Raw genomic sequence first — 22,045 nt, 5'->3', positions numbered from 1 at the left:
ACTGCGAAATTTCGGTCGCGCGGGATGCGGACAGGCATCCCGTCGGTCGCCTATGTTGGCCGTGACGAAACTGTGGACGATGCCCGGGGGAGCTTCGAGGCCCCCTCGACGGCATCATGTGGAGGAGGCGCTGTGAGCAGCGACCCGTGGGGCCGCGTCGACGAGACGGGGACCGTGTACGTGCGTACGGCCGACGGCGAGAAGGTCGTCGGTTCCTGGCAGGCCGGCTCTCCCGATGAGGCGCTGGCCTACTTCGAGCGCAAGTACGAGGGCCTGGTTGTCGAGATCGGCCTCCTCGAGAAGCGAGTCAGGACCACCGACCTGTCGTCCAAGGACGCACTGACCGCGATCGAGCACCTGCGGGAGCAGGTCGACGCCCATCACGCGGTCGGTGACCTGGACGCCCTCAGGGCCCGGCTGGACAAGCTCGTGGAGCTGGTGGAGGCGCGTCGCGAGGAGCGCAAGGCGCAGCGGGCCAAGCAGTCCGACGAGGCCCGTCAGGCCAAGGAGGCGCTGGTCGCCGAGGCGGAGCAGCTGGCGCAGTCCGACCAGTGGCGGGCGGCCGGTGAGCGGCTGCGGGCGCTGGTGGACACCTGGAAGGGTCTGCCGCGGCTGGACCGCAAGTCCGACGACGAGCTGTGGCACCGGTTCTCGCACGCGCGCTCGGCGTTCTCCAAGCGGCGCAAGCAGCACTTCGCGCAGCTGGACGCGCAGCGCGAGGAGGCCCGCCGGACCAAGGAGCGGCTGGTCGCCGAGGCCGAGTCGCTGTCGGGCTCGACGGACTGGGGGCCGACGGCGGCCCGCTACCGGGAGCTGATGTCGGAGTGGAAGGCCGCGGGCCGCGCCCAGCGCGAGCACGAGGAGGATCTGTGGAACCGCTTCCGCGGCGCCCAGGACGTCTTCTTCGCCGCCCGCAGCTCCGTCTTCGCCGAGCGTGACGCGGAGCAGGCCGAGAACCTCAAGCTCAAGGAGGAGCTGGCCGGGGAGGCCGAGAAGCTCCTGCCGATCACGGATCTGAAGGCCGCGCGGGCGGCGTTCCGGGCGATCAACGAGCGCTGGGAAGCCATCGGCCACGTGCCGCGGGACTCCCGCCCGAAGGTCGAGGGCCGGATGCACGCCGTGGAGCGGGCCCTGCAGGAGGCCGAGGAGGCCGAGTGGCGCCGGACGAACCCGGAGGCACGCGCGCGTGCCGAGGGTCTGACCGGCCAGCTCCAGGCCGCCGTGGACAAGCTGAAGGGCCAGATCGAGCAGGCTCGCGCGCAGGGCAACACCGCGAAGGCGGAGAAGCTGGAGCGGGAGCTGGAGGGCCGCCAGGCCCTGCTGGACCAGGCGCTGAGGGGCCTGCAGGAGTTCGGCGGCTGACGGCACGGCCGACGGCGAAGGGGCTCCCGTACGCGCGTACGGGAGCCCCTTCGCCGTCGGTGGGCTGCTACGAGCGGTTGCGGGCGGACGTCACGCGGTAGACGTCGTAGACGCCCTCCACGCCCCGTACGGCCTTCAGGACGTGGCCGAGGTGCTTCGGGTCGCCCATCTCGAAGGTGAACCGGGAGGTGGCCACACGGTCGCGGGAGGTCTGGACGGCCGCGGAGAGGATGTTGACGTGCTGGTCGGACAGCACGCGGGTGACGTCCGACAGCAGGCGTGAGCGGTCCAGTGCCTCCACCTGGATGGCGACCAGGAACACCGAGGACTGGGTGGGCGCCCACTCGACCTCGAGGATGCGTTCGGGCTCGCGGGACAGCGAGTCGACGTTGACGCAGTCGCTGCGGTGAACCGATACGCCACTGCCGCGGGTCACGAAGCCGATGATCGGGTCGCCGGGCACCGGCGTGCAGCAGCGGGCCAGCTTCACCCACACGTCCTCGACGCCCTTGACGATGACGCCCGGGTCGGCGCTGGCGCGGCGCTTGCGGCTGCGGCCGCGGGCCGGCGGGACCGTCTCGTCGATCTCCTCGGTGGCCGCTTCCTCGCCGCCGAGCGCCTGGACCAGCTTCTGCACGATGTTCTGCGCGGAGACATGGCCCTCGCCGATCGCCGCGTACAGCGCGGAGATGTCGGAGTAGCGCATCTCGTGCGCCAGCGTGACCAGGGAGTCGCCGGTGAGGATCCGCTGGATCGGCAGGTTCTGCTTGCGCATCGCGCGGACGATGGCGTCCTTGCCCTGCTCGATCGCCTCGTCGCGGCGCTCCTTGGAGAACCAGGCGCGGATCTTGTTGCGGGCGCGCGGCGACTTGACGAAGCCCAGCCAGTCCCGGGAGGGGCCGGCGCCGGCCGCCTTGGAGGTGAAGACCTCCACCAGGTCGCCGTTGTCGAGGGTGGATTCGAGCGGTACGAGGCGGCCGTTGACGCGGGCCCCTATGGTGCGGTGGCCGACCTCGGTGTGCACCGCGTACGCGAAGTCGACCGGGGTGGCACCCGCGGGGAGCGCTATGACGTCGCCCTTGGGGGTGAAGACGAAGACCTCGTTGCGGGACAGGTCGAAGCGCAGCGACTCCAGGAACTCGCCCGGGTCCTCGGTCTCCTTCTGCCAGTCCAGCAACTGCCGCAGCCACGCCATGTCGTTGATGGCGTCCTTGTCCTTGCCGGACGACTTGGGGGCGTCCGTGCGGATCTTGGACGCGCCGGCGACGGCCTCCTGCTTGTACTTCCAGTGCGCGGCGATGCCGTACTCGGCGCGGCGGTGCATGTCGAACGTGCGGATCTGCAGTTCGACGGGCTTGCCGCCGGGGCCGATGACCGTCGTGTGCAGCGACTGGTACATGTTGAACTTGGGCATCGCGATGTAGTCCTTGAACCGGCCGGGGACCGGGTTCCATCGCGCGTGCACCGTGCCGAGGGCCGCGTAGCAGTCGCGGACGGTGTCCACCAGGACGCGGATGCCCACCAGGTCGTAGATCTCCGCGAAGTCACGGCCGCGGACGATCATCTTCTGGTAGACGCTGTAGTAGTGCTTCGGGCGGCCGGTGACGGTCGCCTTGATGCGGGCCGCCCGCAGGTCCTGCTGCACCTCGTCGGTGACGATGGCGAGGTACTCGTCGCGCTTGGGGGCGCGCTCGGCGACCAGGCGGACGATCTCGTCGTACATCTTGGGGTAGAGGATCGCGAAGGCGAGGTCCTCCAGCTCCCACTTGATGGTGTTCATGCCCAGGCGGTGGGCGAGCGGCGCGTAGATCTCCAGGGTCTCGCGCGCCTTCTTCTCCTGCTTCTCCCGCTTGAGGTAGCGCATGGTGCGCATGTTGTGCAGGCGGTCGGCGAGCTTGATGACCAGGACGCGCGGGTCCTTGGCCATGGCGACGACCATCTTGCGCACGGTCTCGGCCTGCGCGGCCTCGCCGAACTTGACCTTGTCGAGCTTGGTGACGCCGTCGACGAGGAGGGCGACGGTGTCGCCGAAGTCGCGGCGGAGCTGCTCCAGGCCGTACTCGGTGTCCTCCACCGTGTCGTGCAGCAGCCCGGCCATCAGCGTGGCCGGGTCCATGCCGAGCTCGGCGAGGATGGTGGTGACGGCGAGCGGGTGCGTGATGTACGGGTCGCCGCTCTTGCGCTTCTGGCCGCGGTGCCAGCGCTCGGCGACCTGGTAGGCGCTCTCGATCTGGCGCAGCGTGGCGTTCTCGATCTTGGGGTCGTTGCTGCGCACGATCCGCAGCAGCGGCTCCAGCACCGGGTTGTACGGGTTCGCGCGCTGGACGCCGAGACGGGCGAGGCGGGCGCGGACGCGGTTGGAGGAGCCGGAGCGGGCGGGCTGTCCGGTGTTCGGGCGGACGGGGTTGCCGCGCTCGGGCGGGACGGGCTTGGGGCGCGGCTGCTCGGGCTTGTCGACGGGGGCGGCCTGGGCGTGCTGGACCGGCCCGCGGGTGTCGTTCTTCGCCTGGGGCGCGGTCGGCGCTGGCTTCGCCGCCGCCGAGGCGGACTCGGGCTTGGCGGCGGTCAGGTGCTGGGCCTCGTCTGGCAAGAGGGCTCCTCGTGCGCGATCCGGGTCCCCCGGTCAGGCTCCGGAGAACCCATGGTAGCGATCCCCCGCCCGCGCATCGCCTCCGGAGCGGTGTGAGGACCGTCTACCCGCGAAACGCACGAGGCGGACACCGGATTCCTCCGGGTCCGCCCGCGTGGTGCGGCAGAGGGGCTTCGCGCCCGTGCCGCGGCCGGTCAGATGGTGAGCAGCGCCTTGAGCGGGGCCCCGGCGAGGGCCGGTTCGAGACGGGCCCGGCCGCCGAGGAAGCCGAGTTCCATCAGCACGGCGAGGCCCGCGACCTGGGCGCCCGCCCTGCGGATGAGCTGGAGGGACGCCTCGGCGGTGCCACCGGTGGCGAGGACGTCGTCGACGACCAGGACGCGGTCGCCGGCGCTCAGATCCTCCGCGTGCACCTCGATCTCGGCGGAGCCGTACTCCAGGTCGTAGGCCTGGCTGAGGGTCGCTCCGGGGAGCTTGCCCGCCTTGCGTACCGGGATGAAGCCGACGCCCGCGCGGACGGCGGCCGGGGCGCCGAGGATGAAGCCCCGGGCCTCCAGGCCGACGACCTTGGTGGCGCCGGTGTCCCGGGCGATGTCGGCCAGTGCGTCGCTGAGCGCGGAGAACGCCGCGGGGTCGGCCAGGAGCGGGGTGATGTCCTTGAACATCACGCCCGGCTCCGGGTGGTCCGCCACGTCCCGGATGCGGCTGAGCAGCAGGGTCGAGAGGTCGGTCAGCTCGGTCATCGGCGCTTCCCGGAGGGACGGCCGCGGCCGCGGGAGGTCTGCCGGTCGCGCGGTCCGACGACCGCGGGCGCCGCGTCCTCGGGCTCGTCGCCGTACTCCTCGTCGGAGACCGCGACGTCCTCGGACTCGCCCGTGGTGCCCGTCTGGGCCCGCTTGGCCAGCACGCGCTTCTTCAGCGACTTCATCGCCGGCTCGCGCTCCTTGAGGTCGGCGACGAGCGGGGTGGCGATGAAGATCGAGGAGTACGCGCCGGCGGCGAGGCCGACGAACAGCGACAGCGAGATGTCGTTGAGCATGCCGGCGCCGAGCACACCGCCACCGATGAACAGCAGGCCCGCCACGGGCAGCAGCGCGACCACCGTGGTGTTGATGGAGCGGACCAGGGTGCTGTTGATGGAGCGGTTGGCGATCTCGCTGTAGGTCCAGCGGGTCTGCTTGGTGATGTCTCTCGTCTGTTCCTTGAGGCTGTCGAAGACGACGACCGTGTCGTACAGCGAGTAGCCGAGGATGGTGAGCAGACCGATCACCGTGCCCGGGGTGACCTCGAAGCCGACGAGGGCGTAGATGCCGACGGTGATGGTGATGTCGTGGATCAGCGCGACGAACGCGGCGAGCGCCATGCGCCACTCGAAGGCGATCGCCAGGTAGATCACGACCAGGATGAGGAAGATGCCGAGGCCCTGCCAGGCCTTGTTGGCGATCTGCTCACCCCAACTGGGCCCGACCAGTTCGGCGTTGATCTGCTCGGCGTCGACCTTGAGGTCCTCGGCGAGCGTGTCCTTGATCTTGTCCGAGGTGTTGGTGTCGATGCCCGCGACCTGGATGCGCATGCTGCCGTCGCCCAGCTTCTGGACGATGGCGTCGTGACCGGAGGCTTCCTCCGCGTACTCCTCGGCCTTGGCGACCGAGACGCTCATGTTCTTCGGGGTGGTGAAGACCGCTCCGCCCTGGAACTCGATGCCCATGTGCAGGCCGCGCACCGCCAGGCCGACGATGGCCGTGATGGTGATCAGGATGGAGATGCCGTACCAGATCTTGCGGTTCTTGACGAAGTCGTAGCCGACCTCGCCGTGGTGCAGTCGGGCGCCGAGGCTGCCGAGTTTCGACATCTCTCACGCCTCCTTCGTCTGGGCAGGGGCGGAGGGACGACGGGTGCGGCGCAGCGGCGGCTTGGCGCCCAGGGCCTTCGGGTCGAGACCGGACCACTTGTGGCCGCTCGCGAAGAACTTCCGGCGGGCCATCAGCGTCAGCAGCGGCTTGGTGAACAGGAACACCACGACGACGTCGAGCACGGTGGTCAGGCCGAGCGTGAACGCGAAGCCCTGAACCTTGCCGACGGTGACGACGAAGAGCACGGCGGCGGCGAGGAACGACACGAAGTCCGACACCAGGATGGTGCGCCGGGCGCGGGGCCAGGCCCGCTCCACGGCGGGACGCAGGGTGCGGCCCTCGCGGATCTCGTCCCGGACCCGCTCGAAGTACACGATGAACGAGTCCGCCGTGATGCCGATCGCGACGATGGCACCGCAGACGGCCGGCAGGTTCAGCGCGAAGCCGATGGTCGGGCCGAGCAGCGACATGATCACGTAGGTGAGGGCGGCGGACACCAGCAGCGACAGGACCGCGATGAAGGACAGGCCGCGGTAGTAGACCAGCAGGTAGAGGACGACGAGCGCGAGGCCGATGGCACCGGCGATCAGGCCGGCCTCCAGCTGCTCGCCGCCGAGCGCGGCGGTGACGGTGGTGACGCTGTCCTCGCGGAAGGTCAGCGGCAGCGCGCCGTAGGACAGCATGTTGGACAGTTCCTGCGCCGACTGCTGGGTGAAGTTGCCGGAGATCTCGGCGTTGCCGCCGGTCAGCGCCTGGCTGACGTACGGGTCGGAGACGACCTCGCCGTCCAGGACGATGGCGAACTGGTTCTGCGGGGACTGCTTCTGCGCGAGCTGGCCGGTGATGTCCGCGAACTTCTTGGCGCCCTTGTCCGTGAAGTCCATGGTGACGGTCCAGCCGGCACCGGTCTGCGTGTTCAGGACGGCCTGGGCCTTGTCGACGTCGGTGCCGTCGACGGCGGCCGGGCCGAGGATGTACTTCTGCCACTGGCCCTGGGAGTTCTGGCCGCAGGCCACGGTCGACTCGCTGGACTTGGCGCCGTCGCCGGCCGTGGCGCGGACGCTCTCCTTGGTGCAGTCGAGCGCGGCGTACTGGGCCTGGAGTTCGCTCTCCGAGTCGCCGGAGGTGCCACCGGTCGCGGAGGGGGAAGGGCTCGCCTTGTCGTCGGCCGCGCCGCTCGGGGAGCCGGTCGGCGTCTCGTCGGCCTTCAGGGCGTCGGTGACCGCGCGGCCCTGGGTGGTGGCGCTCGCCGAGGGGCTGCCGGAGGCGGACGGGGAGGCGCCGTCGGTGGCCTTCTCCGTGTCCTTGTCGGTCGCCTTGTCCTTGCCGGAGTCCTGCTCCGAGCCGTCACCGGTGGCGCTGGGCGTGGGAGCGGCGCCGCCACCGGCGAGTTCGGTGGCGATGACGGGACGGAAGTACAGCTTCGCGGTGGTGCCTACCTGTTCCCGGGCCTGCTTGGAGTTCGTGCCCTTGGGAATGTTGACGATGATGTTGCGGGTGCCCTGTGTCTGGACCTCGGCCTCGGAGACGCCAAGACCGTTGACGCGGCGCTCCATGATGGAGACGGCCGTGTCCATGTTGGTCTTGTTGATCGCGGACTCCTGGCCGGCCTCGGGGACCGCTGCCAGCGTGATGCTCGTACCACCGGCCAGGTCGATGCCGAGACGCGGAGTGGTGTGCCCGGACGCGAACATGCCGCCGGTGAGCGCCACGATGGCGATCAGAATCAGGGCAAGCGAGCGCCAGGGCTTGCTCTGGACGCTCGCGTTCTTGCCCTTTTTAGGTGCTGCCACCTTCTCGTACTCCCTCTCGGGCCGCCTCGCGCCGGGTCACGGGCGGGCGGCCATGACATGGTGTCGGGATTCCGTGCGAGCTGGGCATGTCCCGGGGCGCGCGGGCAGCACCCGCGCGCCCCGGGACACGACTACTTCGCCTCGGAGTCGCCGTCGGACTTCTTCGGCTGTGCGTCCGCCTTCGCCCCGTCGGTGTCGGCGTCGGCCGGCTCGTCGGCCGCGTCCTTCTTGCCGAGGTCGACAGGCGTGTCGTCGGAGGCGGCGGCAGCGTCGGAGGAGTCGTCGGTCTCGGTGAGGGAGGAGGCGTCGTCGGGAACGACGTCGGCGTCGGACTTCAGATCGTGCTCGATGCCGTGGACGATGCGGTTGTACTCGTCGTCGGTCAGGACGGCACCGATCGAGTTCTTGGCGAACAGCAGCTCCACACCCGGGCCGGCGTCGAGGAGGACCGTGTCCTCGTTGACCTCCTTGACCGTGGCGTACATGCCCCCGATGGTGCGGACGCCGGAACCGGGCTGCATCTGGTTCCGCATCTGGATGGCCTCTTGCTGCTTCTTCTTGGCCGACCGGGTCATCAGGAACATGGCCCCGATGAGCACAATGAACGGGAGGAGGGTCAGGAGACTCACGGGTCGGAACTTCCTTCACACGACCGCGATGGTGAACGGCCTGATGGTTGGGGGTATGTGATGCCGCCGACAACGGTGGCATCGGCGGAGTCTAAGCGAGTCCGCGCGCAGGGAACAACGCTCAGCATGGCACCGGGGTTCCTGCCCGGGCCATCGTCCTCGCCGTCACGCCCCGAACAAGTCCCCTTGTCCGTTTCCGGCGGACTGCGGTCGGGGCGGGGTCAGGTCCAGGTGCGCCCATGCCGCCGGGGTGGCGACCCGGCCGCGCGGGGTGCGGGCGAGCAGGCCCTCCCGGACCAGGAACGGCTCGGCGACCTCCTCCACGGTCTCACGCTCCTCCCCCACCGCGACAGCGAGCGTGGACAGGCCGACCGGACCGCCGCCGAACAGCTTGAGCAGCGCCTCCAGCACCGCCCGGTCCAGCCGGTCCAGGCCGCGGGCGTCGACCTCGTAGACCGCGAGCGCCGCCGCCGCGATGTCCCTGGTGATCCGGCCGTCGGCCTTGACCTGCGCGTAGTCGCGGACGCGGCGCAGCAGGCGGTTGGCGATGCGGGGGGTGCCGCGGGAGCGGCCGGCGATCTCGGCGGCGCCGGCCGGGTCGATCTCCACGTCGAGCAGGCTCGCCGAGCGGTGCACGACCCGCTCCAGCTCGGCCGGCTCGTAGAACTCCATGTGCGCGGTGAAGCCGAAGCGGTCGCGCAGCGGGGGCGGCAGCAGACCGGCCCGCGTGGTGGCGCCGACCAGGGTGAACGGCGGCAGCTCGAGGGGGATGGCGGTGGCGCCGGGGCCCTTGCCGACGATGACGTCGACGCGGAAGTCCTCCATCGCCATGTAGAGCATCTCCTCGGCGGGCCGGGACATGCGGTGGATCTCGTCGAGGAAGAGGACCTCGCCCTCCTGGAGGGAGGAGAGGATCGCCGCGAGGTCGCCGGCGTGCTGGATGGCCGGGCCGGAGGTGATGCGGATCGGGGCTTCCATCTCGGCCGCGATGATCATCGACAGGGTGGTCTTGCCGAGGCCGGGGGCTCCGGAGAGCAGCACGTGGTCGGCGGTGGCGCCGCGCGCCCGGGCGGCGCGCAGCACCAGGTCGAGCTGCTCGCGGACCTTCTCCTGACCGATGAACTCGCCGAGGTCCTTGGGACGCAGAGCGGCCTCCACGGCCTGGTCCTCGCGGTCGGCGACGGAGCCCACCAGCCGCTCGGCGGCGGACGTGTCGGTCTCGTCGTCCCAGTTCATGTGCGTATGCCTCAGCTCTCCGTACGGGCTATCGGGCGCGGTTCAGCGTCTGCAGGGCCGCCTTCAGCAGGTGGCCCACCTGGGGGGTGCCCTCGGCGGCCTCCGCCTGGGGCGCCACGGCGGACACGGCCTCGTCGGCCTCGCGGGTCGCGTACCCGAGGCCGATCAGGGCCGCGTGCAGCTGGTCGCGCCAGCCGGTGGTGACCGGCCGGCCGACGGCGGGTGCGCCGACGGGCTCGCCGAGGCGGTCCTTCAGTTCGAGGAGCAGCTTCTGGGCGCCCTTCTTGCCGATGCCGGGGACGGCGGTCAGCGCCTTCTCGTCCCCGGCGGAGACGGCTCGGCGCAGGGCGTCGGGGGTGTGCACGGCGAGCATCGCCTGAGCGAGCCGGGGTCCGACGCCGCTGGCGGTCTGCAGGAGCTCGAAGACCTGGCGTTCGTCGTCGTCGGCGAAGCCGTACAGGGTCAGGGAGTCCTCGCGCACCACGAGGGAGGTGGCGAGCTTGGCGGGCTGTCCGACGCGGAGCGTGGAGAGGGTGTTCGGCGTGCACTGGACGGCCATGCCGACCCCGCCGACCTCGATCACCGCGGCGTCGGGAGCGAGGGCGGCGACCGTGCCGCTGACGAAGGCGATCATGCCGTACGGCCTTTCGATGCGTGCGGGGCGTTCGGTGACTGGGGTGCTTTCGCGGTGTGCAGGGCGACGGCCCGCTGGAGCCGGTTCTGGGCGGGGGCGCGCCAGATGTGGCAGATGGCGAGGGCGAGGGCGTCGGCGGCGTCGGCCGGTTTCGGTGGCGCGTCCAGCCGCAGCAGGCGGGTGACCATGGCGCCGACCTGCACCTTGTCGGCGCGGCCCGAGCCGGTGACGGCGGCCTTGACCTCGCTCGGGGTGTGCAGGGCGACGGGGATGCCGCGGCGGGAGGCGCACAGGATGGCGACGGCGCTGGCCTGGGCGGTGCCCATCACCGTGCGGACGTTGTGCTGGCTGAAGACGCGCTCCACGGCGACGAACTCGGGCCGGTGCTCGTCCAGCCACTGTTCGAGGCCCTGTTCGACGGCGACGAGGCGGTGGCCGAGGTCGGCGTCCGCCGGTGTGCGCACCACTCCCACGCCGAGCATGGTGAGCGGTCTGCCCGCGACACCCTCCACGACTCCCACGCCGCAGCGGGTCAGCCCCGGGTCCACCCCCAGTACGCGCACGCGCCGCCCCCTTCCTCGATCACCTGTTTGTGCAGGCTATCGGGTGCCACTGACAAAGCGGCGGGCCGACGGGGTGTGTCCCGCCGGCCCGCCGAGCAGAGGGCGCGCTACGCGTCGACCTTCTCCATGATCTCGTCGCTGACGTCGAAGTTGGCGAAGACGTTCTGCACGTCGTCGCTGTCCTCCAGGGCGTCGATCAGCTTGAAGATCTTCTTGGCGCCCTCCTCGTCCAGCTCGACCTGCATGGTCGGGACGAAGTTGGCGTCGGCGGACTCGTAGTCGATGCCGGCGTCCTGGAGGGCGGTGCGGACCGCGACCAGGTCGGTGGCCTCGCTGATGACCTCGAAGTTCTCGCCGAGGTCGTTGACCTCCTCGGCGCCCGCGTCCAGGACGGCGGTGAGAACGTCGTCCTCGGTCAGCTCGCCCTTGGGGACGATCACCACGCCCTTGCGGTTGAACAGGTACGACACCGAGCCCGGGTCGGCCATGGAGCCGCCGTTGCGGGTCATCGCGACACGGACGTCGGAGGCGGCGCGGTTGCGGTTGTCGGTGAGGCACTCGATGAGCACCGCGACACCGTTCGGACCGTAGCCCTCGTACATGATCGTCTCGTAGTCGGCGCCGCCGGCCTCCAGGCCCGCGCCGCGCTTGACCGCGGAGTCGATGTTCTTGTTCGGGACCGACTGCTTCTTGGCCTTCTGGATGGCGTCGTACAGCGTCGGGTTGCCGTCGGGGTCGGCGCCGCCCATGCGGGCCGCGACCTCGATGTTCTTGATGAGCTTCGCGAAGAGCTTGCCGCGCTTGGCGTCGATCACGGCCTTCTTGTGCTTCGTCGTGGCCCATTTAGAGTGGCCGGACATCTGCCTGTCTCCTTCGCGTAACCCATCTCTGCAACGAACGCAGGAATCCTACAAGGACTCGGCTGCCCGGTTCGCGCGCACCATGTCGACGAACAGACCGTGCACCCGGTGGTCGCCGGTCAGTTCCGGGTGGAACGACGTGGCCAGCGCGTTGCCCTGGCGGACCGCGACGATGTGGCCGTCGTGCTCGGCGAGCACCTCGGCCCCCGCGCCGACGGACTCGACCCAGGGGGCGCGGATGAAGACGCCCTCCACCGGGTCGCCGGTGACGCCCTTGACGTCGACCGCCGCCTCGAAGGACTCGTTCTGCCGTCCGAAGGCGTTGCGGCGCACGATCATGTCGATGCCGCCGATGGTCTCCTGCCCGGAGCGCGGGTCGAGGATCTTGTCGGCGAGCATGATCAGGCCGGCGCAGGTGCCGTAGACGGGCATGCCCTCGCGTACGCGTGTGCGGAGGGGTTCCATCAGGCCGAACAGGACGGCCAGCTTGGAGATCGTGGTGGACTCGCCGCCGGGGACGACCAGGCCGTCGACCTCGGCGAGTTCCTCGGGACGCCGCACCGGCCTGGCCACGGCGTCGGCCGCGGCCAGGGCGACGAGGTGCTCCCGTACGTCGCCCTGGAGGGCCAGGACGCCTATGACAGGTGCTTCGCTCACGGGTGGGTCACCAGCCGCGGTTGGCGTAGCGCTCGGCCTCGGGGAGGGTGTCGCAGTTGATGCCGACCATGGCCTCGCCGAGGTTGCGGGACGCGTCCGCGATGATCTTCGGGTCGTCGTAGAAGGTGGTGGCCTTGACGATGGCGGCGGCGCGCTTGGCCGGGTCGCCGGACTTGAAGATGCCGGAGCCGACGAAGACGCCCTCGGCGCCGAGCTGGCGCATCAGCGCGGCGTCGGCCGGGGTGGCCACGCCGCCGGCGGAGAACAGCACCACGGGGAGCTTGCCGAGTTCGGCGACCTCCTTGACCAGCTCGTAGGGGGCGCGCAGCTCCTTGGCGGCGGCGTACAGCTCGTGGTTGTCGTAGCCGCGCAGACGGGCGATCTCGTTCTTGATCTGGCGCAGGTGGCGCACGGCCTCCACGACGTTGCCGGTGCCGGCCTCGCCCTTGGAGCGGATCATCGCCGCGCCCTCGGCGATACGGCGCAGGGCCTCGCCGAGGTTGGTGGCGCCGCAGACGAACGGCGTGGTGAACGCCCACTTGTCGGAGTGGTTGACCTCGTCGGCCGGGGTGAGGACCTCGGACTCGTCGATGTAGTCGACGCCGAGCGACTGCAGCACCTGGGCCTCGACGAAGTGGCCGATGCGGGACTTGGCCATCACGGGGATGGAGACCGCGTCGATGATGCCCTCGATCATGTCCGGGTCGGACATGCGGGCCACGCCGCCGTCCTTGCGGATGTCGGCCGGGACCCGCTCCAGGGCCATGACGGCGACGGCACCGGCATCCTCGGCGATCTTCGCCTGCTCCGGCGTGACGACGTCCATGATCACGCCGCCCTTGAGCTGCTCGGCCATGCCGCGCTTGACGCGCGCGGTGCCGGTCTCGGGACCCTGGTTTTCGGAGAGCGTGCTGGACACGAATGACCTCGCTGAGGGGAAAGAGGGGGTTTCTGCAGCACCGAGGAAACGTGAACGGACCAGTCCACAGCAAGGGCCAATGGGAAGCCGGTGGATCCTTTTCGGTCGGCTTCCGTCCCGAGGGTGGCCGGAAACCGTCTCTACGCGGCCCGCTCGACCAGCGCGGCCGGCGGCTCGTCGTCCATCTCGAAGGCCATCGGGAAGGGCGCGTGTCCCGCCAGCCGGAACCAGCGCACCTTGCGGTGCCGGCGCAGCGCCCGCGCGGCCCGTACGGCGTCGTTGTGGAAGCGGCGCGCCATCGGCACCCGGCGGACCGCCTCGGCCAGCTCCAGGGCCGCGTCCTCTCCCCCGGGCGCCTCCCGGACCGCGTCGACCTGCGGCGCGTCGGCGAAGACCGCGCGCAGCGCCTGGCTCAGTTCGCTCTCGGCGACCTCGCGCTGTTCCTCCACGGCCTGCCGTGCGGCGTGCGCCGCCTCGTACAGCACGATCGAGGCGGCCGGGTCGAGCACGCCGGAGGTGGCCAGTTCCTGCGCCACCGAGGCGCGGCGCAGCAGCTGCGCGTCGAGGGCGGCACGGGCGGCGTCGATACGGGCGTGCAGCCGGTCCAGCCGCCCCGCGGTCCAGCTCAGGTAGAGGCCGGTCGCGACGAGGGCGACGAGGATCCAGATCAGGGTTGCGGTCACGGGCGAAAAGGCTAGTACCGCGGGCCGCGGCCGCCGTCCATCGGGGCCGCGGCCCGGCCGTCAGTCGCGGGCCAGGCCGAACCGGGCCCGCAGTCCCGTGGCGCGGTCGTCGGCCGCGACCGCCGCCGCGCCGGCGGTGACCGTCTCGTAGACCGACAGGATGTCCGCGCCGACCGTGGACCAGTCGAAGCGGCGCACATGGGCGCTGCCGTGTTCGCGCAGCTCCGCGCGGCGCTCGGGGTCGGCGAGGAGCCGTACGGCCGCCTCGGCGAGCGCGTCGGCGTCCTCGTTGGCGAAGAGTTCACCGGCGGCACCCCGGTCGAGCACCTGGGCGAACGCGTCGAGGTCCGAGGCGAGCACCGGCGCGCCGGCGGACATGGCCTCGACGAGGATGATGCCGAAGCTCTCGCCGCCGGTGTTGGGCGCCACGTACACGTCGACGCTGCGCAGCAGACGGGCCTTGTCCTCGTCGCTGATCATGCCGAGGAACTCCACGCGCGATCGCAGCTCCTTCGGCAGCGACTCCACCGCCTCCTCCTCGTCGCCCCGGCCGGCGACCAGCAGCCGGGTCTGCGGGCGGGCGGCGAGGATCTTGGGCAGGGCCTTCATCAGCACCGGCAGGCCCTTGCGGGGCTCGTCGATGCGGCCGATGAAGCCGATGGTGTCGCCCTGCCACTCCGGTCTGGGCTCGGCCTCGGCGAAGAAGTCGACGTCGACGCCGTTCGGGATGACCACCGCGTCCCCGCCGAGGTGCTCCACGAGGGTGCGGCGGGCGTACTCGCTCACCGCGATCCGCGCGCTGATCTTCTCCAGGGCCGCCTGGAGGATCGCGTACGCGGCGATCATCGCGCGGGAGCGCGGGTTGGACGTGTGGAAGGTGGCGACGATCGGGCCCTCGGCCGCCCAGCAGGTCAGCAGGCCGAGCGAGGGCGAGGTCGGCTCGTGGATGTGGACGACGTCGAAGGCGCCGTCGTGCAGCCAGCGCCGCACCCGCGCGGCCGACAGGAAGCCGAAGTTCAGCCGGGCCACCGACCCGTTGTACGGCACCGGCACCGCGCGGCCCGCCGAGACGACGTACGGCGGCAGCGGGGTGTCGTCGTCGGCCGGGGCGAGGACGGACACCTCGTGTCCGAGCCGGATGAAGTACTCGGCCAGGTCCCGGATGTGGAACTGGACGCCGCCCGGCACGTCCCAGGAGTACGGGCAGACGATGCCGATCCTCACGAGGTCCCCTTCCGGTCCTGCTGGGAAGCCGCCGTCGCGGGATCCCGGGCGGGATCGAGGTCCGCGGTCCACAGGCGCTGCAGCATGTGCCAGTCCTCCGGATGCTCGGCGATTCCCGTGGCGAAGGCGTCGGCCAGCGCCTGTGTCATGGCAGACGTCTTCTCGGAGCGGGTACCTGACTCGGGGACCTCGACCGGTGGGAGCAGGCGTCCGCGCATGACGGGTGAGTCGTCGTACCAGAGGGTGACCGGCAGCAGCCGGGCCCCGGTGTGCTGGGCGAGGAGGGCGGGGCCGGCCGGCATCCGGGCCCTCTCGCCGAAGAAGTCGACCTCGACGCCGGAGGCGGACAGGTCGCGGTCGGCGACCAGGCAGACCAGTCCGCCGTCGCGCAGCCGCCGGGCCAGGGTGCCGAAGGCGGAGCCGCCGTTGTGCGGCAGCACCTCCATGCCGAGGCCCTCGCGGTAGGCGACGAACCGGTCGTACAGCGTCTCCGGCTTGAGGCGTTCGGCGACGGTGGTGAACGGTATGCCGAGCTTGGTGGTGACCCAGGCGCCGGCCAGGTCCCAGTTGGCGAGGTGCGGCAGCGCGGCGATCACGCCCTTGCCGGCCGCCATGCCGTCGGTCAGGTGGTGCAGGTCCTTGAGGTCGAGGCCGGCCGCGATGCGCTCGGCGCTCCAGGCCGGCAGCCGGAAGGACTCCATCCAGTAGCGCAGGTAGGACCGCATGCCCGCTCGGGACAGTTCGGCGAGCCGCTCGGGCGTGGCGCCCGGCACCACCCGCGCGTAGTTGCGCTCCAGCCGCTGCACGCCCGCGCCGCGCTGCTTCCAGGCGAGGTCGGCGATGGTCCGGCCGAGGCGGACGGCCACCGGCTCGGGCAGGCGCTTGACCGTGCCCCAGCCGGCGCCGTACAGGGCGTCGGTCAGCCGCTGTTGTGCGCTCACTTCGCGGCTTCGCTCCCCCGGGTCTCCTGCCGTCCGGCGGCCTCCGCGTCGGCGGCCTCCGCGTCGGCCGCCTCGGCCTCGGCGGACTCCCGGCGCACGGTGACGACCCGCTGGATCAGCGTGACCAGGCTGCCGACGGCCACGATCCACAGGGCCACCGGCAGCAGGTACTGGATGCCGGGCACACCGAACGCGTGCAGGCCCGCGAGACCGGCCGCGACCAGCGAGACCACCAGCCGCTCGGCCCGCTCGACCAGCCCGTTCACGGCGACCGGCAGCCCGATCGACTCGCCGCGCGCCTTGGTGTACGACACCACCTGGCCGCTGGCCAGGCAGAAGATCGAGACGGCGCACAGGACGTTGTCGTCACCGTTGCCCGCGTACCACAGGGCGAAGCCGCCGAAGACCGCTCCGTCGGCGACCCGGTCGAGGGTGGAGTCGAGGAAGGCGCCCCAGCGGCTGGAGCGGCCCAGCTGGCGGGCCATGTTGCCGTCGACCAGGTCGGAGAACACGAACAGCGTGATCACGACCGTGCCCCAGAAGAACTCGCCCCTGGGGTAGAAGACCAGCGCGCCCGCGACCACTCCGGCGGTGCCGATGAGCGTGACCGTGTCCGGGCTGACCCCCCGCCGGATGAGAAACGCGGCGAACGGTGTGAGGACACGCGTGAAGAATGCACGCGCGTACTTGTTCAGCATGGCCTTCCCGACGGTCGGTGGGGCCGCGTGGCCCCTGCTGGCCACCCGGCGGGCCCAATCGTAGCCACGCGCGCGCGTACGCGGCGGAGTGGCACCCGGCCGCCCGCACCGCCGCCCGCGGCCCGGACCGGCCGCACCGCCGTGATCAGGGCCGGAGTCCGGATCACGTCCTTCGTATGGACGCACCGTGACGGGAGTGGAAAGCTCGAATGACCGCGGGCGTCGCCGGAGCCGCACCGCACGCGGATTCCGCGGGTCCGCGCCCACAGTGACCTCACCGTGCACGGGAGGCAGGATCATGGGCGACAAGGCGCACACACACCCCGGGGCCGCCGGCAGGGCACAGGCGGCCGACCACCCCGCGTCCCTTCGGAATGTGGTGCTGGTCGGCCACTCGGGATCGGGCAAGACGACTCTGGTGGAGGCTCTCGCGCTGACCGCGGGAGCGGTGAACCGGGCGGGCCGCGTGGAGGACGGCGGCACCGTCTCCGACTACGACGAGATCGAGCACCGGCAGCAGCGCTCCGTGCAGCTCTCGCTGGTGCCGCTGGAGTGGGACGGCATCAAGGTCAACCTGCTGGACACCCCTGGATACGCCGACTTCGTCGGGGAGCTCAGGGCCGGTCTGCGCGCGGCGGACGCGGCCCTCTTCGTCGTCTCGGCCTCGGACGGCGTGGACGGCTCGACACGGATGGTCTGGGACGAGTGCGCGGCGGTCGGCATGCCCCGCGCCATCGTCGTCACCCACCTGGAGGCGGCCCGCGCGGACTTCGAGGAGATGACGCGGGTCTGCGCGGAGGCCTTCGGCGGTGACGACCCGGACGCCGTGCTGCCGCTGTACCTGCCGCTGCGCGGCCCGGAGGGGCCCGACGGGCACGCGCCCGTGCACGGTCTGATCGGGCTGCTGTCGCAGAAGCTGTTCGACTACTCCGGTGGCGAACGCAAGGAGTCCGAGCCCGGCGAGGAGCACCTGCCGCTCATCGAGGAGGCGCGCGGCCGGCTGATCGAGGGCATCATCGCCGAGAGCGAGGACGAGACCCTCATGGACCGCTACCTCGGCGGTGAACAGGTCGACGTCAAGACGCTGATCGAGGACCTGGAACGGGCGGTCGCGCGCGGGGTGTTCTTCCCCGTCCTGGCCGCCGCTCCCGCCGCCGCGGGCGCCCGCCAGGGGCTCGGCACGGTCGAGCTGCTGGAGCTGATCACCCGCGGCTTCCCGACCCCGCTGGAGCACGGCACCCCGCGCGTGACCACCCTCGACGGCCGGCCGCGCGACCTCGCGCCGTGCGACCCGGACGCGCCGCTGGTCGCGGAGGTCGTGAAGACCTCCTCCGACCCGTACGTCGGCCGGATCTCGCTGGTGCGCGTGTTCTCCGGCACCCTGCGCGCCGACCAGACGGTGCACGTCTCCGGGCACGGGCTGGCCGACCGGGGCCACGAGGACCACGACGTCGACGAGCGGATCGGCGCCCTGTCCACGCCGTTCGGCAAACAGCAGCGGCCGGTGTCGCACGTCATCGCGGGCGACCTCGCCTGTGTGGCGAAGCTCGGCCGCGCGGAGACCGGCGACACCCTGTCCGCCAAGGACGACCCGCTGCTCATGGAGCCGTGGGAGATGCCCGACCCGCTGCTGCCGCTGGCCATCCAGGCGCACAGCAAGCCCGACGAGGACAAGCTGTCGCAGGGCCTGGCCCGGCTGGTGGCCGAGGACCCGACGATGCGCCTGGAGCAGAACCAGGACACCCACCAGGTGGTGCTGTGGTGCCTGGGCGAGGCGCACGCGGACGTGGCACTGGAGCGGCTGCGCAGCCGCTACGGCGTCCAGGTCGACGTCGTGCCGCACCGGGTGTCGCTCCGGGAGACGTTCGGCGGGAAGGCCGCCGGGCGCGGCCGGCACGTCAAACAGTCCGGCGGGCACGGCCAGTTCGCCATCTGCGAGATCGAGGTGGAGCCGCTGCCGAACGGCTCGGGCATCGAGTTCGTGGACAAGGTCGTCGGCGGCGCCGTGCCGCGGCAGTTCATCCCCTCGGTCGAGAAGGGCGTACGCGCCCAGGCCGCCAAGGGGGTCGCGGCGGGCCATCCGCTGATCGACGTGCGGGTGACGCTCCTCGACGGCAAGGCGCACTCCGTGGACTCCTCGGACGCCGCGTTCCAGACGGCCGGCGCCCTCGCCCTGCGGGAGGCGGCCGCGGACGCGAGGATCCATCTGCTGGAGCCGGTGGCCGAGGTGAGCGTCCTGGTCGGCGACGACTACGTCGGCGCGGTGATGAGCGACCTGTCCGGGCGGCGCGGCCGGGTCCTCGGCACCGAGCAGTCGCCCGCCGGACGCACCCTCGTCAGGGCCGAGGTCCCGGAGATCGAGATCGGCCGCTACGCCGTCGACCTGCGCTCCCTGTCGCACGGCACCGCCCGCTTCAGCCGCCGGTACGCGCGGCACGAACCCATGCCGCCGCAGATCGCGGAACGCGTCAAGGAGGAGGCGCGCAGCGCCTCCTGACCACCGCCGGGTGCCCGCGGACACCTCCGCGGGCACCCGCGCACGCGCCGCGCACCGGCGGCTTCAGGACGCTTCACGTCCCGTCGGCGCCCGCCTTGCGCCTTCCGGCGACGCACACCATCGCCTGGAGATACGCTGAAGAACTGATCAACAGGTGTGCGCAGCAAGGAAGTCGGGAAGGCCGCATGACGACAGTCGCGGCGATCGGGGGCGGGAATGACCGTTGAGGGCGGTTACGCGGAGTTCTTCGGTCCGCAGGTACCGCGCACGGGCGACGAGGGACAGACGCCGACGTTCGCGCTGGCCTCGGCGGCCTACCGGGACAACGAGGCCGAGGAGATACTCAAGGCCAACAACGAATGGCACAAGTCGGCCGTCAGCAAGCCGAGGCTGGCGCTGTTCCGGCCGAATCTGGGCGAGGCGTTCTCACGGGCCCTCATCGACCGGATGCTGGGCCCGGGGCGCGCGCCGCTCATCCAGTCCTTCGGCACCCAGCCGCAGGTGGTCGTGGAGCACGCGCTCGCGGCCCACCGCATCCGCCGGGATCGGGACAACTGGCTGAGCGCCATCATGGTCCTGTGCGGCGTGCTGTTCCTGCCGGGCCTGCTCATGTGGCTGCTGGTCTTCCAGATCCGCACGACGATGGCCAAGCGGGAGGACAAGCGGGCCGGCGTGCTCGCGACCGTCCTGCTGCTCGCGGTGGCCGCGCTCGCCGTGCTCTTCCTGATCCGCATGCCGTTCGGCGGGTTCTGGGGCTGGTACGCGCGCGCCGCGGTGGTCGCCCCGGTGGTGGGCTGGTTCTGGGCGAAGCGGATCTGCGAGCGCACGGCGCACGACCTGCGGGAGCGCTGGAGCGGCCTGCTCTCCGGCAGCAGTGTCGGCGCCAAGGTGCCCGAGGCGGTGCCGAGCAGCCCCGGCGAGACGGCGGCCGAGGCGCTGCGCCAGTCCCTGGCCCGGCTCAGCGCCGAGCAGCAGTCCAACTCCGTGTTCTACGCCGGGCCCAAGGGCATACTCGGCATGGGCACGCGCTGGGGCAGCTGGCAGCTCGCGGAGGATCTGGTGCCGGCCGACCCGGGCCGGGAGATCAACCCGTTCCGCAGCTGGGACGTCGTCAGGGCCATCCACGACCAGCTGCGCATGCTGGAGCGCGGTCCGCTGCACACCGGGGGCTTCCCGAAGCCGTCCGTACGGCACTGGATCGTCACCCCGATCGGCGAGAACGCCGGTTCGGTGTCCCGCCCCGACGGCACGGACGTCGAGGCGTACCAGGTCAAGCCGCACGCGGTTCAGGAGATCTGCAACAAGCAGCAGTTCGGTGCGGGCGACCGGCACTACCTGGGCGTGCAGTGGACGCTGTGGGACGGCCAGCTGGTGATCACCATGCTGATCACGGTGACCGTGCTGCACGAGACGCTGCGCATCGAGGTGACAGGACACGCGCTGGGGCCGGTGCACTCGCTGTTCACCAGCAAGCCTGCGGCGAAGGAGAAGGAGGTCCAGAAGTCGATCAAGTTCTGGGAGACCCGGAAGATCAAGCTCCCGCTGGTCGACTCGGACGAGGTGGTGCGCCTGGCCGCGCGGGCGCCGCTGACCTGGTACCCGCCGCTGCTGTACTGGCTCGGCGGCAAGCTGAGCCTGCCGGAGCCGTTCGGTCTGCGCCACGCGTGGGCGGACAAGCCGTGGCGGCACCGTTTCATGGCGGACGACGCGCTCAGGGCGGCCACGCCGGTGCTGCGAGTGGTGCACTCCGCCGCGATCAAGGTGCTTGAGGAGAACGGCGTGGACACCACGAAGTTCGGTGCGCGGTCGTCGTCCCTGAGCACGGCGGTGCAGGAGGCGACGCCGAAGAAGGCCGACGTCTACGACGCGTGAGCCTCCGGCGGTTAGCGGGAGGTGGGCCGAAGTCGGGGCCGCCGAGGGCTTCGCCCCCGGACCCCCGTCGGCTCAACGGCCTCGTCCTCGAACGCCGGACGGGCTGAATGTTGCGGGCGCCCGCATCAACCGGATCAGCCGGTTGGTGCGGGCGTCCGCGGCGTCCGCGTCCGCATTCGGACGGGCCGGATGATGTGGGGCGTCCGCATTCGGACGGGTCGAATGACGTGGGGCGTCCACATCCCGACGGGCCGGATGACGTGGGGCGTCCGTCACAACCGGATCAGCCGGTTGGAGCGGGCGTCCGCGTCCGCATTCGGACGGGCCGAATGACGTGGGGCGTCCACATCCGGACCGGCCGGACGATCCGGGCGTCCGCGATCCGGATCGGCCGGCTGGTGCCGGCGTTCGCCGCGGTCAGTCGGTCGGCCAGGCGTCCGCCAGCATCTTGCGGGTGTCCGCCAGCAGCTGCGGCAGCACCTTGGTGTGGCCGACCACCGGCATGAAGTTCGTGTCGCCGCCCCAGCGCGGCACGACGTGCTGGTGCAGGTGGGCGGCGATGCCGGCGCCCGCGACCGTGCCCTGGTTCATGCCGATGTTGAAGCCGTGCGCGCCCGAGGCCGTGCGCAGCGCGGTCATGGCCTGCTTGGTGAGCTCGGCGAGCTCGGCGGTCTCCTCGACGGTGAGGTCCGTGTAGTCGGCCACGTGCCGGTAGGGCACCGTCATCAGGTGTCCGCCGGTGTACGGGTAGAGGTTGAGCACCGCGTAGACCAGCTCGCCCCGCCGCAGGACCAGCCCGTCCTCGTCGGACTTGGCCGGGATGGAGCAGAAGGGGCAGCCGTCGTCGGCGCCGGGGCCGGTCGGCTTGTTCTCGCCCTGGATGTAGGCCATCCGGTGGGGCGTCCACAGACGCTGGAACGCGTCCTGCGTGCCCACTCCCAACTGCTGCTCCGGCTCACTCGTCATGCGTGCAGCATATGGCGTGGCCGGGGCGCACGGGAAAGGCCCCCGGGATCGCTCCCGGGGGCCCCGCG

Annotated in this window: 19 protein-coding genes; 3 read left to right on the top strand and 16 right to left on the bottom strand. The window is 71.3% G+C overall.

The window, feature by feature from the left end; translation table 11 throughout:
• Positions 1-132 precede the first annotated feature (132 nt).
• On the top strand, positions 133-1,362 hold the full coding sequence (locus FGW31_RS28955; protein ID WP_142196499.1) for a DUF349 domain-containing protein: 1,230 nt from the start codon (positions 133-135) through the stop codon (positions 1,360-1,362).
• A 67-nt stretch (positions 1,363-1,429) separates the two neighbouring features.
• On the opposite strand, the gene relA is transcribed toward FGW31_RS28955, so the two are convergent.
• The 15 genes from relA to pgsA all read right to left on the bottom strand — a co-directional run bounded on the left by relA (position 1,430) and on the right by pgsA (position 16,642).
• The gene (gene relA, locus FGW31_RS28950) at positions 1,430-3,952 is read right to left on the bottom strand and encodes a GTP pyrophosphokinase (protein WP_142196498.1); all 2,523 of its coding nucleotides are present in this window, start codon (positions 3,950-3,952) and stop codon (positions 1,430-1,432) included.
• Between the two features lie 194 nt (positions 3,953-4,146).
• The gene (locus FGW31_RS28940) at positions 4,147-4,695 is read right to left on the bottom strand and encodes an adenine phosphoribosyltransferase (protein WP_142196497.1); all 549 of its coding nucleotides are present in this window, start codon (positions 4,693-4,695) and stop codon (positions 4,147-4,149) included.
• Positions 4,692-5,804 (bottom strand): protein translocase subunit SecF, encoded by a 1,113-nt coding sequence (secF, locus tag FGW31_RS28935; RefSeq protein ID WP_142196496.1) that lies wholly within the window; start codon positions 5,802-5,804, stop codon positions 4,692-4,694. The genes FGW31_RS28940 and secF overlap by 4 nt, the downstream gene beginning before the upstream one ends.
• Before the next feature lie 3 nt (positions 5,805-5,807).
• Positions 5,808-7,598 carry a protein translocase subunit SecD gene (secD, locus tag FGW31_RS28930; protein ID WP_142196495.1) on the bottom strand — a complete coding sequence of 597 codons (1,791 nt, stop codon included), beginning with the start codon at positions 7,596-7,598 and terminating at the stop codon, positions 5,808-5,810.
• A 131-nt stretch (positions 7,599-7,729) separates the two neighbouring features.
• On the bottom strand, positions 7,730-8,227 hold the full coding sequence (gene yajC, locus FGW31_RS28925; protein WP_142196494.1) for a preprotein translocase subunit YajC: 498 nt from the start codon (positions 8,225-8,227) through the stop codon (positions 7,730-7,732).
• 165 nt (positions 8,228-8,392) lie between these two features.
• The gene (ruvB, locus tag FGW31_RS28920; RefSeq protein WP_142196493.1) at positions 8,393-9,463 is read right to left on the bottom strand and encodes a Holliday junction branch migration DNA helicase RuvB; all 1,071 of its coding nucleotides are present in this window, start codon (positions 9,461-9,463) and stop codon (positions 8,393-8,395) included.
• Positions 9,464-9,491: 28 nt separating this feature from the next.
• Positions 9,492-10,097: a Holliday junction branch migration protein RuvA gene (ruvA, locus tag FGW31_RS28915; RefSeq protein WP_142196492.1), complete on the bottom strand. Its 606-nt coding sequence runs from the start codon at positions 10,095-10,097 to the stop codon at positions 9,492-9,494.
• Positions 10,094-10,660 (bottom strand): crossover junction endodeoxyribonuclease RuvC, encoded by a 567-nt coding sequence (ruvC, locus tag FGW31_RS28910; protein ID WP_142196491.1) that lies wholly within the window; start codon positions 10,658-10,660, stop codon positions 10,094-10,096. Before ruvC ends, ruvA begins: the two co-directional genes overlap by 4 nt.
• Positions 10,661-10,767: 107 nt before the next feature.
• Positions 10,768-11,520, bottom strand: a complete 753-nt coding sequence (locus FGW31_RS28905; protein ID WP_142196490.1) for a YebC/PmpR family DNA-binding transcriptional regulator — start codon at positions 11,518-11,520, stop codon at positions 10,768-10,770.
• A gap of 48 nt (positions 11,521-11,568) precedes the next feature.
• The gene (gene pdxT / locus FGW31_RS28900; RefSeq protein ID WP_142196489.1) at positions 11,569-12,177 is read right to left on the bottom strand and encodes a pyridoxal 5'-phosphate synthase glutaminase subunit PdxT; all 609 of its coding nucleotides are present in this window, start codon (positions 12,175-12,177) and stop codon (positions 11,569-11,571) included.
• Positions 12,178-12,184: 7 nt separating this feature from the next.
• Positions 12,185-13,096 carry a pyridoxal 5'-phosphate synthase lyase subunit PdxS gene (pdxS, locus tag FGW31_RS28895; RefSeq protein ID WP_093768304.1) on the bottom strand — a complete coding sequence of 304 codons (912 nt, stop codon included), beginning with the start codon at positions 13,094-13,096 and terminating at the stop codon, positions 12,185-12,187.
• 140 nt (positions 13,097-13,236) lie between these two features.
• Positions 13,237-13,779 (bottom strand): LemA family protein, encoded by a 543-nt coding sequence (locus FGW31_RS28890; protein WP_142196488.1) that lies wholly within the window; start codon positions 13,777-13,779, stop codon positions 13,237-13,239.
• A 60-nt stretch (positions 13,780-13,839) separates the two neighbouring features.
• On the bottom strand, positions 13,840-15,003 hold the full coding sequence (locus FGW31_RS28885) for a glycosyltransferase family 4 protein (RefSeq protein WP_142196487.1): 1,164 nt from the start codon (positions 15,001-15,003) through the stop codon (positions 13,840-13,842).
• Positions 15,000-15,944: a phosphatidylinositol mannoside acyltransferase gene (locus FGW31_RS28880; protein WP_142196486.1), complete on the bottom strand. Its 945-nt coding sequence runs from the start codon at positions 15,942-15,944 to the stop codon at positions 15,000-15,002. The genes FGW31_RS28885 and FGW31_RS28880 overlap by 4 nt, the downstream gene beginning before the upstream one ends.
• Entirely contained in the window at positions 15,941-16,642 is a 702-nt protein-coding gene (gene pgsA, locus FGW31_RS28875; RefSeq protein WP_142196485.1) for a phosphatidylinositol phosphate synthase, read from the bottom strand. Before pgsA ends, FGW31_RS28880 begins: the two co-directional genes overlap by 4 nt.
• A 298-nt stretch (positions 16,643-16,940) precedes the next feature.
• Here pgsA and FGW31_RS28870 point away from each other — a divergent pair, with 298 nt between their 5' ends.
• Positions 16,941-19,139 carry an elongation factor G-like protein EF-G2 gene (locus FGW31_RS28870; RefSeq protein WP_142196484.1) on the top strand — a complete coding sequence of 733 codons (2,199 nt, stop codon included), beginning with the start codon at positions 16,941-16,943 and terminating at the stop codon, positions 19,137-19,139.
• Positions 19,140-19,355: 216 nt separating this feature from the next.
• The gene (locus tag FGW31_RS28865; RefSeq protein WP_142196483.1) at positions 19,356-21,011 is read left to right on the top strand and encodes a hypothetical protein; all 1,656 of its coding nucleotides are present in this window, start codon (positions 19,356-19,358) and stop codon (positions 21,009-21,011) included.
• Positions 21,012-21,428: 417 nt separating this feature from the next.
• Here FGW31_RS28865 and FGW31_RS28860 read toward each other — a convergent pair whose 3' ends face one another.
• Positions 21,429-21,977, bottom strand: a complete 549-nt coding sequence (locus FGW31_RS28860) for an HIT family protein (protein ID WP_142196482.1) — start codon at positions 21,975-21,977, stop codon at positions 21,429-21,431.
• Positions 21,978-22,045 lie beyond the last annotated feature (68 nt).

It is taken from the genome of Streptomyces calvus (genome assembly GCF_006782915.1).
In the GTDB taxonomy this organism is placed as follows: Bacteria; Actinomycetota; Actinomycetes; order Streptomycetales; family Streptomycetaceae; genus Streptomyces; species Streptomyces calvus.
Note: the sequence above shows the minus strand (reverse complement) of the source record. Positions and strands in the feature narration are given on the sequence as shown.